The sequence below is a fragment of the Exiguobacterium sp. s57 genome (genome assembly GCF_018617685.1).
In the GTDB taxonomy this organism is placed as follows: domain Bacteria; phylum Bacillota; class Bacilli; order Exiguobacteriales; family Exiguobacteriaceae; genus Exiguobacterium; species Exiguobacterium marinum.
Genome location: NZ_JACSKR010000009.1, coordinates 30,790 through 43,862, shown reverse-complemented (window position 1 = coordinate 43,862; position 13,073 = coordinate 30,790). Strand labels below are relative to the sequence as shown.

13 protein-coding genes are annotated in these 13,073 nt (G+C 47.2%); all 13 read right to left on the bottom strand.

What is annotated here, in order from left to right; genetic code table 11:
- Positions 1–389: 389 nt before the first annotated feature.
- Entirely contained in the window at positions 390–1,880 is a 1,491-nt protein-coding gene (gene lysS / locus KNO98_RS14430) for a lysine--tRNA ligase (RefSeq protein WP_026824802.1), read from the bottom strand.
- 148 nt (positions 1,881–2,028) lie between these two features.
- Entirely contained in the window at positions 2,029–2,967 is a 939-nt protein-coding gene (gene dusB / locus KNO98_RS14425) for a tRNA dihydrouridine synthase DusB (protein ID WP_051546003.1), read from the bottom strand.
- A gap of 70 nt (positions 2,968–3,037) precedes the next feature.
- Positions 3,038–3,535, bottom strand: coding sequence for a 2-amino-4-hydroxy-6-hydroxymethyldihydropteridine diphosphokinase (gene folK, locus KNO98_RS14420; RefSeq protein ID WP_026824800.1), 498 nt, complete (start codon positions 3,533–3,535; stop codon positions 3,038–3,040).
- Positions 3,532–3,897 carry a dihydroneopterin aldolase gene (folB, locus tag KNO98_RS14415; protein ID WP_026824799.1) on the bottom strand — a complete coding sequence of 122 codons (366 nt, stop codon included), beginning with the start codon at positions 3,895–3,897 and terminating at the stop codon, positions 3,532–3,534. The genes folK and folB overlap by 4 nt, the downstream gene beginning before the upstream one ends.
- On the bottom strand, positions 3,890–4,675 hold the full coding sequence (folP, locus tag KNO98_RS14410; protein WP_026824798.1) for a dihydropteroate synthase: 786 nt from the start codon (positions 4,673–4,675) through the stop codon (positions 3,890–3,892). Before folP ends, folB begins: the two co-directional genes overlap by 8 nt.
- 11 nt (positions 4,676–4,686) lie before the next feature.
- The gene (locus KNO98_RS14405; protein WP_214701498.1) at positions 4,687–5,505 is read right to left on the bottom strand and encodes an aminotransferase class IV; all 819 of its coding nucleotides are present in this window, start codon (positions 5,503–5,505) and stop codon (positions 4,687–4,689) included.
- On the bottom strand, positions 5,489–6,073 hold the full coding sequence (gene pabA / locus KNO98_RS14400; RefSeq protein ID WP_214701497.1) for an aminodeoxychorismate/anthranilate synthase component II: 585 nt from the start codon (positions 6,071–6,073) through the stop codon (positions 5,489–5,491). Before pabA ends, KNO98_RS14405 begins: the two co-directional genes overlap by 17 nt.
- Positions 6,070–7,449, bottom strand: coding sequence for an anthranilate synthase component I family protein (locus KNO98_RS14395; RefSeq protein ID WP_371742832.1), 1,380 nt, complete (start codon positions 7,447–7,449; stop codon positions 6,070–6,072). Before KNO98_RS14395 ends, pabA begins: the two co-directional genes overlap by 4 nt.
- 94 nt (positions 7,450–7,543) lie before the next feature.
- Positions 7,544–8,497 carry a cysteine synthase A gene (gene cysK / locus KNO98_RS14390; protein WP_214701496.1) on the bottom strand — a complete coding sequence of 318 codons (954 nt, stop codon included), beginning with the start codon at positions 8,495–8,497 and terminating at the stop codon, positions 7,544–7,546.
- Between the two features lie 84 nt (positions 8,498–8,581).
- The gene (hslO, locus tag KNO98_RS14385) at positions 8,582–9,511 is read right to left on the bottom strand and encodes an Hsp33 family molecular chaperone HslO (protein WP_051545931.1); all 930 of its coding nucleotides are present in this window, start codon (positions 9,509–9,511) and stop codon (positions 8,582–8,584) included.
- A 19-nt stretch (positions 9,512–9,530) separates the two neighbouring features.
- A complete protein-coding gene (locus KNO98_RS14380; RefSeq protein ID WP_026824792.1) occupies positions 9,531–10,295 on the bottom strand; it encodes a type III pantothenate kinase in 765 nt (254 codons plus the stop codon).
- A gap of 92 nt (positions 10,296–10,387) precedes the next feature.
- Entirely contained in the window at positions 10,388–12,412 is a 2,025-nt protein-coding gene (gene ftsH, locus KNO98_RS14375) for an ATP-dependent zinc metalloprotease FtsH (RefSeq protein WP_026824791.1), read from the bottom strand.
- Between the two features lie 105 nt (positions 12,413–12,517).
- A complete protein-coding gene (hpt, locus tag KNO98_RS14370) occupies positions 12,518–13,063 on the bottom strand; it encodes a hypoxanthine phosphoribosyltransferase (RefSeq protein ID WP_026824790.1) in 546 nt (181 codons plus the stop codon).
- Positions 13,064–13,073: the final 10 nt, after the last annotated feature.

Genomic DNA, 13,073 nt, shown 5'->3' with positions numbered 1-13,073 from the left:
CGTCCTGAGCCAGGATCAAACTCTCCAAAGAATTTGATATAGCTCTTAAATTGACGAAGCTTGCGCTTCATTCAAAAATTGTAAAACTTATTTTTGCCTCATCGTTCAGTTTTCAAAGTTCGTCTGCCGCTCTTAGCGACTCTTAAAATAATACAAGTCATCGACACAGTTGTCAACCACTTTTTTATTTCTTTTCCGCTGCCATCAGCGGCAACGTTTATTACTTTACCGTACACTTCTCATTAACGCAAGGGTTTTTATTAAAGTTTTTCCAAAAAAGTTTTTTATTTATATGTTCTATCCTGTTTAACGGCTTCCTTATGCGTTTCTAGACTGACAAACATAAAAAAGCCAGCTCATACCCACGTATGATCTGGCCCTTCAATTGATTATTGTTGGTGACGCATCGTTGGGAAAAGAAGAACATCGCGGATTGAAGGCGCGTCCGTCAATAACATGACGAGGCGGTCAATCCCGATTCCAAGTCCACCTGTTGGTGGCATACCATATTCAAGTGCCTCAAGGAAATCATTATCGAGTTCATGTGCCTCATCGTTACCCGCTTCTTTTTCAAGCAACTGCGCTTCAAAACGTTCACGTTGGTCGATTGGATCGTTCAACTCTGTAAAAGCGTTCGCATGTTCACGACGAACGATGAATAACTCAAAACGATCTGTGAAACGTGAATCCGTTTCATTCTTCTTCGCCAATGGCGACACTTCAACAGGGTGTCCTGTGACAAATGTCGGTTGAAGCAACGTATCTTCAACTTTTTGCTCGAAGAATTCATTCACGATATGACCAAACGTCATATGATCTTGTACTTCTACACCGTGTTCTTTTGCAAGTGCACGTGCTTCATCATCGGACATTTGTTGCCAGAAGTCGACACCTGTTTCTTCTTTAACGAGGTCGACCATGTGTGCACGTTTCCAACCGATACCAAGATGGATCGTATCTTCACCGTATTGTACATCCGTTGTACCGAGTACTTCTTTCGCCACGTGTGCGACTAATTCTTCTGTCAAATCCATGATATCGTTGTAATCCGCATACGCCTCATACAATTCGATCATCGTGAATTCAGGGTTGTGTCGCGTAGAGATTCCTTCGTTACGGAAGACACGCCCGATTTCATACACACGCTCTAATCCACCGACAATCAAACGTTTCAAATGGAGTTCGATTGCGATACGCATGTAAAGTTCCATATCTAATGCATTATGATGCGTTAAGAACGGACGTGCTGCTGCTCCGCCGGCAATCGTGTGTAGCATCGGTGTTTCCACTTCTAGATATCCTTTTTGGTTTAAAAAGTTACGAATCTCTGAAATGATGCGGCTACGCAAAATGAAGGTCTGACGCGAATCTTGATTTGTGATCAAATCGAGATAGCGTTGGCGATAGCGTTGTTCCACATCTTTTAACCCATGATATTTGTCCGGAAGCGGACGAAGCGCCTTCGTTAATAATTCAAACTCTTCTACGTGAATTGAGAGCTCACCCACATTGGTTTTAAAGAGCTTCCCTTTCACACCGACGATGTCACCAAGGTCTGAAGACTTGAACAAGTCAAACGGCTCATCCCCGACATCGTTTTTCCGGACGTAAATTTGAATTTGACCTGTCACATCTTGAATGTGGGCAAAGAATACTTTTCCTTTCCCACGCTTCGTCATGATGCGTCCAGCCAATGTGACTTCTACGTCCTGTTCAGCCAAAGCCTCTTTTTCAATCGATTCATACTGCTCGTGTAATTCACCTGCGTGCGCAGAACGATCAAAGCGGTGACCGAACGGGTCAAGACCGCGCTCACGCATATCGGTCATCTTCTCAAAACGAACCTGCATTTGATCATTCATTTCTAACTCGTGGCTCACTATTCCATTCACTCCTCTATCCATATTGGGTTTCTCTCTAACAAAAAACTGTCGACCCGTTGGCCAACAGCACAGCCGAAGCCGTTCATTCGTTGTGGTGCACTTTTTCGCCAAACAAGCTTACCATAAATTAGTTCTTTTCACTAGTTCACACTTCTGACAGTTGTCGTTCGAGTTGATCGACAAATCCGTAAAGGACCGCCGCGAACGCCTCACGTGATTCTGTTTCATTAATTCGTTTACGGATCGGACCACTGCCCTTGAGTCCTTTCAAATACCAGGCCGCGTGTTGACGCATTTCGCGTACAGCTGTCAGTTCACCTTTAATCGCACTCAATCGATCGAGATGGAGCATACAGATATCGATTTTCTCACGAGCTTGCGGTTCCGGCGGAAGTTCTCCCGTTTCAAGGTACTGGATTGTTTGATAAAGCATCCATGGATTCCCAAGTGCTGCGCGTCCAATCATGACGGCATCCACACCGTACTGGTCAATCACACGTTTCGCGTCCTGCGGGGTCGCGATATCTCCGTTCCCGATAATTGGTACGGTCGCCACTTTCTTCGCCTCGCCAATCCAGTCCCAATTTGCGGTTCCTTCATATTGTTGGGCCCGCGTGCGTCCGTGAATGGCGATGGCCGCCGCCCCACCCGTCTGAGCCGCTTTGACGTTATCCAAAATAAAGATATGATCGTCATCCCAACCAAGGCGCATTTTCACCGTGACTGGTTTTTCGACTACCTTGGTGACGGCATTGACCATCTCATACACTTTATCCGGGTCGAGTAACCATTTTGCTCCGGCGTCACACTTGGTTACTTTCGGTACGGGACAACCCATGTTGATATCAATGATATCCGCATTTGTGTTTTGATCGACGTATTGTGCGGCTTTGACGAGTGTATCTTTAGAGCCTCCAAAGATTTGTAAACTGAGTGGTTTCTCCCGTTCATCGACATATAGCATACGCATTGTTCGGGTGTTTTCAAGCAAAATCCCTTTATCGCTGACCATCTCCGCACATACGAGTCCCGCTCCGAACTCTTTCGCAATCAAGCGAAAAGCCGGGTTGGTCACGCCTGCCATCGGTGCAAGAACTGCGCGGTTTTTAATATCTATGTTTCCAATCTTAAAGCCAGTCAAGACAACACATCCTTCATTTCACCAAATTCATTAATAACTGCAATCGAACGACATCTTGACGGTCTACTTCCGGTAACGCGTCAAGCCAAGAAGTCACCGTTCTTCCTTTTACAACCAGTTCCGGCGCAATTTCCGTTAACGGGGCGAGCACAAACGCACGCTCATGCATACGTGGGTGCGGAACCGTCAAGTGTTCTGATTGAATATCTTCCCCATTATAAAAGAGGATGTCAAGGTCGATTGTACGTGGTCCGTTCTTAAACAGGCGCTTTCGACCTAGCTCTCGCTCAATTTGTTGAAGGGTTTCTAGCAGTCCGGCCGCTGACTGCGAACTCTCTACCTCGACCACCATATTATAAAACGACGGTTGCTCCGTGTAACCGACAGGAGCCGTCTCATAGACCGATGACTGCTTTGTGACTTTGAGACTCGCTCTTTCCATCTCATCGATTGCAGCAGACAATTGCGCAGCCCGCTCCCCAATGTTCGCTCCTAATGCGATATAAATCATGGTGTCCGTCTCCTTGTCATCTCAATTGCCACCGAGTCGTAATGTCCTGGAATCGGCGGGTCCGGCTTGATGACTTTCACCGTCACACTTTGAATCAACTCGTGATGAGCCAAAACAGCTGAAGTAATCCGTTCTCCAAGTGCTTCAAGTAAATTGACCGGGTCACCCGTCACAATCTCTTCTGTCAGTTGATATAAGCCGGCATAACTGACCCCTTCATTCAAATCATCGGAACGCCCCGCAGGTGCAAGGTCCAACTCACACATTAAATCCACGTGAAACCTTTGACCGAGACGATTTTCTTCTTCAAACACACCATGATAACCGTAAAAACGCATTCCGTTCACAAAAATTTTATCCATGTCCATCCCCCCCAATCATCGCATCCATCATTTTCGCTGCGCGGGCATTCTCTTTCACATCATGTACTCGTACCCATGAGCATCCCTTCATAATCCCGAGACAGGTTGTCGCAATCGTCCCTTCTACTCGCTCTTCTGTCGGTAAATCGAGCGTGTGCCCGATAAATGATTTACGGGACGTACCGAGTAGCACTGGATAACCAAGACGAGTGATTGCATCGAGATGATTCATGAGTTCTAGATTTTGTGCCACGTCTTTCGCGAATCCGATGCCCGGGTCTAACCAAATGTGTTCATTCCTTACACCTGATTCGTGAGCAATCCTAATCGATTCCTGTAAATCACTGACCACATCCTCAATGAAACGGTTATATTCCCGCTTTTTCCGATTATGCATAAGAATGATGGGCACACCATATTCAACGGCGACACGCGCCATCGATTGGTCTCCCCATTTAGAACCCCACACATCATTGATGATTGTTGCTCCCGCCTCTAATGCCGCTCTCGCCACCGTTGGCTTATACGAATCAATCGAGATGGGCACATCAATCTCTTCTGTTAACCTCTTGATGATTGGGACGACACGTTCAATCTCTTCTTCTTCGGATACGAGTTCAGCGCCCGGTCTCGTCGACTCACCACCGACGTCAATCGCATCGGCACCTTCTTGTACGAGCTGATTCGCGTGACGTACGGCTTCCTCGATTGCCGTATATCGCCCTCCATCCGAAAAGGAGTCCGGGGTCACGTTTAAAATTCCCATGATTTTCGTCATACTTCCGCCTCCTATCCAAGTGAACGAATAAGTTCCGTCCACGCTTCTTTAAATCGCACCCCGTCTTTACCGGGGAAGGAGTGATCTCCGTACTGAGTCACCGGGGCAATTTGTTGAATCGAGTTCGTCATCCAGATTTCTTTCGCTACAGATAATTCTTCAAACGTCACGGATTGTTCGACTACAGAGAAATGTTCCATCACCCATTTCCGCGTCACACCTGCGAGCGGTCCGCTCGAGAGTGGTGTCGTGTATAACACATCATCCGGTCCAACCCAAAAGATGTTCGACACGAGTCCTTCCACCACGTGTCCATTTTCGTCAGCAAATAGACCTTCCGCATCCGGATTTTGGAGAGCCCGTTTTCCGAGGATATTGTTCATATAATGATGCGACTTTAATCGAAACGCCACTTCAGGACGACTTCTCGGGAAAGGGATTGGTTCCACTTGTTTCTCCTGTGGAACAACTTCTGTAGGTAACGGTTTTACGATCATTGTGACGTTCGGTGTTTCATAGCGCCCGGCATACAGACCGAGGGGCGCGACACCTGCCGAAACATTTAACCGAATATATAAATTAGGCGCATCATTTTGCCGACACAGTCGTTGAATCGCTGTCTCAATTTCTGCTTTCGTATACGGAAAATCAATCCATAACGCTTCCATGCTCTTATTCAGACGCTCCCAATGTGCATCGAACAAAAACGGCACAAAATTATAGGTCCGTAACGTTTCAAATAAGCCCATTCCATACAAGAAACCATGATCTTCAACCGGAATCAACACCTTCTCTTGCTCGACTACATCGCCGTTATGCCAATACAACATGACGATACTCCTCGATAAAGTTTCGAATCATCTCTTTCCCATGCTCAGTCAAAATCGCTTCAGGATGATATTGCACCCCTTCAATCGGAAGCGTTCGGTGACGGAGCGCCATGATTTCTCCAGTCTCCGTCTCCGCAGTGACCGCTAGACATTCCGGTAGAGTCGAATGCTCCACGGCCAATGAGTGATAACGGGTCACGATTGTCTGTTGAGGAATGTCTTTGAAAATCGATTTTCCGTCATGTTGAATCTTCGACGTTTTCCCGTGCATGAGTCGCTCCGCATGAACGACTTCTCCGCCGAACGCTTGCGCAATCGCTTGATGACCGAGACAGACACCTAAAATCGGAATACGGCCCGCGAACGCTTGGATTGCCTCTACGCTGATCCCTGCCTCATTCGGAGTACAAGGTCCTGGAGAAATGACAAGATAGCTTGGGGAAAGCGCCTCGATTTCTTGAATCGATACTTCATCGTTTCGATACACGATTAGTTCCTGACCAAGTTCACCGAAATACTGCACCAAGTTATACGTAAATGAGTCATAGTTATCGATCAGTACAATCATGTCGTTTCCTCCGCCATTTGCTTCGCCGTCCATAGCGCCTTCGCTTTGGACAGTGACTCTTCATATTCTGAGACCGGGTCCGAATCGATGACGATCCCCGCTCCTGCTTGAACGTATGCGATTCCATCTTTCACGACCATCGTCCGAATCGTGATATTGAAGACGAGGTTGTCATTCCAACTTAACCAACCATACGAGCCGGTGTAGAGTCCCCGGCGAACCGGTTCGAGTTCTTCAATGATTTCCATCGTTCGAATTTTAGGCGCTCCTGTAATCGTGCCACCTGGGAACATCGCTGCCAACGCTTCGGCTCCAGAAATCTCATCACGAATAGTGCCACGTACGTTCGAAACGATATGTTGCACGTGTGAATATTTTTCAATCACCATCAATTCATCCACATGAATGCTACCGTACGCTGCAACTTTCCCGAGGTCGTTCCGCTCCAAGTCAACGAGCATGACATGTTCTGCTCGCTCCTTTTCATTTTCAAGTAGCGTGTTCGCCAATTCCAAATCTTCCGCATCATCTTTCCCACGCGGACGCGTACCCGCGATCGGACGCGTCGAAATGTCAGATTGGTGTTTCTCAAGCAACAACTCTGGTGACGCGGAGACCATTGTCAATGCGTCGTCCACAAAATACCCCATGTATGGAGAGGGATTCATTCGACGGAGAGTATCGTACACCCGACGTGGGTCAGCGAGAAGCGGTTCTGATTGACGAACACTCAAGTTCACTTGAAACACATCACCTTCCACGATATATGACTGAATCTGTTTGACAGCTTCGACGAACTCCTCCTGAGACATGGAGCGCGATCGCTCTACAGGGAGATGTTCCGTCGGTTTGAACGCATAATGCGACTCGACGTTCCACATGGCTGCCCACCGATCCACTTTGCGCTCCACATCACGTTCTGCTGTGACCATTAAGTAAAGGGTCGACGACTCTTCGTCGAACACAGCCACTTCGTCAAATAGAAGAAACGAGACGTCTGGCGTCGATAAATCATCTGCCGCTTGGTTAGGGAGACGTTCAATGGTCCGAGCCACATCATAACTGACATAACCGATCATACCACCGAAAAATGGAGGGGTCCCTTCTGGACGTTCAGCCTCAAACCGCTTCCGAACTTCACTGGCCAATTCGAGCGGTTCCCCGTACATCGTTTCAGTCATATTTCCGATTTGAAGGAGACCGACGCCGTCTTTTACATAGAAGCGACCGAACGGTTCAATTCCTGCAATCGTATACCGCCCTGCCCTCCCGCTTTCTAGCCATGCATGGTACGGTTGATTCGCTGTCAATGTCATGTATGTTTCATACATTTTTTCTTTCGTCATCCGCTTCGTTCTGAACGCTGTCGATCTCACATGTCATTCCTCCGTCTATTCATTCATGCTTTTTATTGTACACAAGAAAAGACAGCAACCGAAAGAGAATGTCTCTCGATTACTGCCTAAAATGTTATACCCGACTCTCGTTTGACTCTTCGTCAAATTGATAGAGTGGTGTACTCAAGTAACGTTCTCCGTTTGACGGAATGATTGCCAACACGTTCTTCCCTTTACCGAGACGCTTCGCTGTATCAAGCGCCGCCGCAATCGCGGCCCCTGAAGAAATACCTCCGAGAACACCATTTGTGCGCGCTGCTTGGCGAGCATATTCAAACGCTTGTTCTGTCGTGATTTGAAGAACACCCTCGTAAATTTCTGTATCGAGAATGGATGGGACGAACCCGGCACCAATTCCTTGAATTTTGTGAGGACCCGGCTTCCCACCAGACAAGACTGGTGAATCAATCGGTTCAACTGCCAAAATCTTCACATCTGGATATTTCGCCTTCACGACTTTTCCTGCTCCGGTAATCGTACCACCAGTACCGACTCCTGCGATAAGTGCATCCACCGTAAGTCCCGTTTCTTCGAACGCTTCCACAATCTCAGGTCCCGTCGTCATTTCATGAACGTTCGGGTTGGCCGCGTTATTGAATTGTTGCGGGAGGAAGTAGCCGTGCTTCTCAGCTTCTTCAGTGGCACGACGAATCGCCCCGCCCATCCCTTCAGAACCTGGTGTCAAGATGAGTTCGGCTCCATATCCACGAAGAAGATTACGACGCTCCATGCTCATCGTCTCAGGCATGACGAGAACGGCTTTGTATCCTTTCGCGGCACTGACCATCGCGAGACCGATTCCCGTGTTTCCGCTCGTTGGCTCGATGATTGTATCACCAGGATTCAAGATGCCGTCTTTTTCAGCCGCTTCAATCATCGCGAGTGCGATCCGGTCTTTGACGCTTGATCCCGGGTTCATATATTCAAGCTTCAGATACACATCGGCATCCTCTGGTCCAGTCATTCCGTTCAATTTTACAATCGGGGTCTTTCCAATCAAGTCTGTCACTGAGTTTACGATTCGCATTACATTTCCTCCTTCATAATTCCGACTATTCCGATATTGTTATCATACCCTATCGAATTGAAAATATGCAATTTGAAACGTTGCTTACGCTTGTGCTTGCTCTTTCATCGTCTCTAATTGTTCCGCTGAGAAATGATACTTTTCCCCACAGAAATGGCAAACCGCTTCGGCTCCACCATCTTCTTCAATCATCTGACGAATCTCTTCTTTTCCGAGACCGATAATGGCGTTTTCCATTCGTTCGCGACTACATGTGCAGTTGAATTGAATCGGATTACGGTCGAGGACATCAAGACTATCGCCAAGTAGTAATTGAAGCATCTCTTCAGGTGTCTTTTCTTCACCAATCAAGACAGATACGGGCGGGAACGTCTGAAGTGCTTTTTCGAGCGCCTGCACCGTTTCTTCAGAAGCGTTCGGAAGCAATTGTACGATCACACCGCCTGCCGCAAGAATCGATTCATCTTCCGGTAAGACGAGAACACCGGCTCCAACGACCGATGGCACTTGTTCTGATGTTGCGAAGTAGTACGTGAAGTCTTCACTGATTTCACCTGTTTGAATCTCTGAAGAACCACCAACATAATCTTTCAACCCTAAATCTTTAATGACTGAGATGGTTCCTTTTCCGACGACTTCGCCTACCTTTAACTTCGTCAATCCTTGTTCGTTGACGAACGTTCCACCATCGACACGCGGATACGATACATATCCACGGACATCCCCCGCTGTATCTGCATCCACGATAATTTTCCCGATTGGACCATCACCTTCGACTTTAAGCGTGACGCGTGCCGCACCTTTTTGCATCGCACCAATCATCGAGCCAATTGTCATCGTCCGTCCGAGGGCTGCTGAAGCAACTGGTGTCGTCTGATGACGAAGTTGTGTTTCGTACACTGTCTTTGTCGTACGTGCTGCAAACGCTCGTACTTCTCCGTTGAACCCGAGAGCTCGAACGAGATAATCGTCTTTCATTTGATCGAGTAATGCTTGTTGTTCTGTATGAATCATATACTTTAACTCCTTTAGTTTACTTTTGATTGCGCTCGTAAATGAGGCGGAGGCCTTCGAGTGTCAGGAACGAATCCACATGATCAATCGTTTCTGCATGTTCACTGATCAATCGTGCCAATCCTCCAGTCGCAATGACAGTCGCTTCACCAACTTCACGCTTCATTCGATTCACGATACCGTCCACTTGAGCCACGTAACCATAATACGTTCCCGATTGCATCGCTTGAATCGTATTTTTCCCAACGACCGATGGCGGGGTTGCCAGTTCAATTCGTGGTAGTTTCGCAGCACGCTGATAGAGTGCCTCTACTGAAATCATGATACCTGGTGAGATGATGCCGCCGTGGTAGCGACGTTTCTCATCGATGTAACAATACGTGGTTGCCGTTCCAAAATCAACAATTATGAGCGGACCGTCATACTTGGCGATTCCAGCCACAGCGTTGACAATTCGATCGGCTCCAACTTCGCGTGGATTCTCAACGTGAATGTCTAATCCCGTCTTCACACCTGGACCGACAACGATCGGTCGTACATTGAAGTATCGCTGTGACATTTGTTCAAGTGGAAAAATGACCGGGGGCACGACAGAGGATAAGATGACACCTTCAACCTGCTCAAACGAGACGTTCGATTGGTCGAATAGCGACTTCACAAGCATGCCGTACTCATCAGTTGTTTTCGTACGATCGGTCGAGATGCGCCAGTGGTGTACGAGATTATCTTCATCGTACATCCCGAGAACAATATTTGTATTTCCAACATCAATCACTAAAATCATGATATAGTTCCTCACTTTGTTGTCAATTGCAGTTCGCTCGAATTATAACATGAAAAAAGACGAATGCCTCGTCAAGGGCATTCGTCTACTGATTAACGTGATTCGTTATTCGGACGCTCCGTCGGTGTCGCCTCGGGCTTATCACCTTCAGGCACAACATCCGGTTGGCTTTCTTGAACAGCTTCGGGTTGATCGATGACTTGACCGTGCTGAACGGCTGCCTCATCTTTCTTCGCTGCTTCATCTGAGTCCGTTGATGCATCCACGTCTTCTTCCGGTTCATGCGGGAGATATTCGCCTGTTTTAATCAAATGACGAATCTGTTTCGAATCGAGCGTTTCCACATCAAGCAACGTCTTCGCAACGAGTTCGAGATCTTCACGACGTTCTGTCAAAATCTGCTTCGCTTTCGCATAGCAGTGGTTGATGATGTCACGAATCTCTAAGTCGATTTCTTGTGCGATTGCATCTGAATAATTCTGTTCCGTCTGGAAATCGCGACCAAGGAAGACTTGTCCACCGTGGTTCGAACCGAGTTGGAGTGGTCCGAGCTTATCGCTCATCCCATAATCCATGACCATCTTACGTGCAATACCAGTAGCACGCTGGAAGTCGTTGCTCGCTCCAGTCGACACTTCACCAAAGATGACATCTTCGGCGACACGTCCACCAAGGAGACCAACAATCTTATCTTCGAGCTCAGGTTTTGTCATGAAGTAACGGTCCTCTTTCGGGAGCATGACGACATATCCTCCCGCGTTTCCACGTGGGACAATCGTCACTTTGTGTACTTCATCCGCATTCTCAAGTTCGAGACCGATGATTGTGTGACCCGCTTCGTGATAAGCGACAATCTTGCGTTCTTTATCCGAAATGATTCGGCTCTTCTTCGAAGGACCGGCGATGACGCGGTCAATCGCTTCTTCCACGTCGACAACAGATACCGCTGCGCGGTTCGAACGTGCCGCAACGAGTGCCGCTTCGTTCAAGAGGTTCTCTAAGTCCGCTCCAGAGAATCCTGGTGTACGCTGTGCGATTGATTTTAAGTCCACTGTCGAATCAAGTGGCTTGTTACGCGCATGAACTTTCAATACTTCTTCACGTCCCTTTACATCAGGACGATCGACCGTGATTTGACGGTCAAAACGACCTGGACGAAGGAGGGCAGGGTCAAGAATATCCGGACGGTTTGTCGCCGCAACCATGATAATCCCTTCGTTGTCGCTGAATCCATCCATCTCAACGAGCAATTGGTTCAATGTTTGTTCACGCTCATCGTGTCCACCACCTAGTCCGGCACCACGTTGGCGTCCGACCGCATCGATTTCATCGATAAAGATGATACACGGAGCATTCTTCTTGGCGTTTTCGAACAAGTCACGAACACGTGACGCACCGACCCCGACGAACATCTCAACGAAGTCCGAACCTGAGATCGAGAAGAATGGTACACCTGCTTCACCGGCTACTGCACGGGCCAATAGTGTTTTACCTGTCCCCGGAGGACCAACGAGTAACACACCTTTTGGAATACGTGCACCGAGTTTTGAGAATTTACGAGGATCTTTCAAGAATTCAACGACTTCGATGAGTTCTTGCTTCTCTTCGTCTGCTCCGGCCACATCTTCAAATGTGACACTACGCTTCTCTTGGTCGTATAATTTGGCCTTCGATTTCCCGAAGTTCATCACACGACCACCACCGCCACCACCTTGCGCTTGGTTCAACAAGAAGAAGAACAAGATGAAGATGATGATAAACGGTAAAATCGCAAAGATGATACTGAACCAACTACTGTTCGATTCAGCTTCCTCGATTTGAATATCCGTATTCGCTCGAAGCTGTGTTAATACATCCGCATACTCAGCTTCGTTCGCTGGAATATTTGTTTCATAACGCTGGTCTTCATCTCCTGTAAGATCGCCTGTAATCGAGATAGCCCCCGGGATTTCTTGTACGGTTGCCGTCTCAATCCGATCATCTTCCACATATTCTAGGAATTTCGAATACGAGAGTGTTTCACTCTGACTATTCGGATTCTGCAAATATTGAAGGAACAAGATCAAGGCTAGGAAAATCACACCAAAAACCAATGTGTTTTTCACTGCACGATTCATTCTCTGCCTCCTATTCCGAGAAACGATGTTCTCGCCCATTCAGTATATGCCTATACTTTGGGGATTTCTTTTATCTTACCACGTCACATTTTCAAAAGAAAAATGTTAGCCCCCGTAAACGCTCGGTTTGAGCACACCGACGTAAGGAAGATTACGATATTTCTCTTCATAATCCAAACCGTAGCCAACGACAAACTCGTGTGGGATAACGAAGCCGCTATAGTCTGCTGATAAACCATTTTTACGCCCTGTCGGTTTGTCGAGAAGCGTGACAATCTTCACAGATTTCGCTTTACGGTATTTAAGAAGATCGACGAGATAACCAAGCGTCAATCCACTATCAATAATATCTTCTACAATCAAGATGTCGCGTCCTTCTACAGATGTATTTAAATCTTTGTCGATTTTAACCTCACCTGTTGACGATGTGCCACCATGATACGTCGATACGTCCATGAAATCCATCTCTAAGTGGATGTCCATTTCTTTAACGAGGTCCGACATGAACGGCATCGCGCCTTTCAATACACATACGAGAAGCGGGAACTCTTCTTTATAATCTTCGCTAAGTGTTCCGGCAAGTTCTTGTACCTTTTCTTGAATCTCTTCACGCGAGATTAAAATTTTTTCCATATCGTTGATTAATGACATCTTGAAATCC

Coding starts and splice junctions, on each gene's coding strand:
- dusB (WP_051546003.1), bottom strand. CDS start 2,967: ATGGCAGGCGTGACCAACCCGGCTTTTCGCTTGATTGCGAAAGAGTTC.
- folK (WP_026824800.1), bottom strand. CDS start 3,535: ATGATTTATATCGCATTAGGAGCGAACATTGGGGAGCGGGCTGCGCAA.
- folB (WP_026824799.1), bottom strand. CDS start 3,897: ATGGATAAAATTTTTGTGAACGGAATGCGTTTTTACGGTTATCATGGT.
- folP (WP_026824798.1), bottom strand. CDS start 4,675: ATGACGAAAATCATGGGAATTTTAAACGTGACCCCGGACTCCTTTTCG.
- KNO98_RS14405 (WP_214701498.1), bottom strand. CDS start 5,505: ATGTTGTATTGGCATAACGGCGATGTAGTCGAGCAAGAGAAGGTGTTG.
- pabA (WP_214701497.1), bottom strand. CDS start 6,073: ATGATTGTACTGATCGATAACTATGACTCATTTACGTATAACTTGGTG.
- cysK (WP_214701496.1), bottom strand. CDS start 8,497: ATGCGAATCGTAAACTCAGTGACAGACTTGATTGGAAAGACCCCGATT.
- hslO (WP_051545931.1), bottom strand. CDS start 9,511: ATGATTCATACAGAACAACAAGCATTACTCGATCAAATGAAAGACGAT.
- KNO98_RS14380 (WP_026824792.1), bottom strand. CDS start 10,295: ATGATTTTAGTGATTGATGTTGGAAATACAAATATTGTTCTCGGGATG.
- ftsH (WP_026824791.1), bottom strand. CDS start 12,412: ATGAATCGTGCAGTGAAAAACACATTGGTTTTTGGTGTGATTTTCCTA.
- hpt (WP_026824790.1), bottom strand. CDS start 13,063: ATGTCATTAATCAACGATATGGAAAAAATTTTAATCTCGCGTGAAGAG.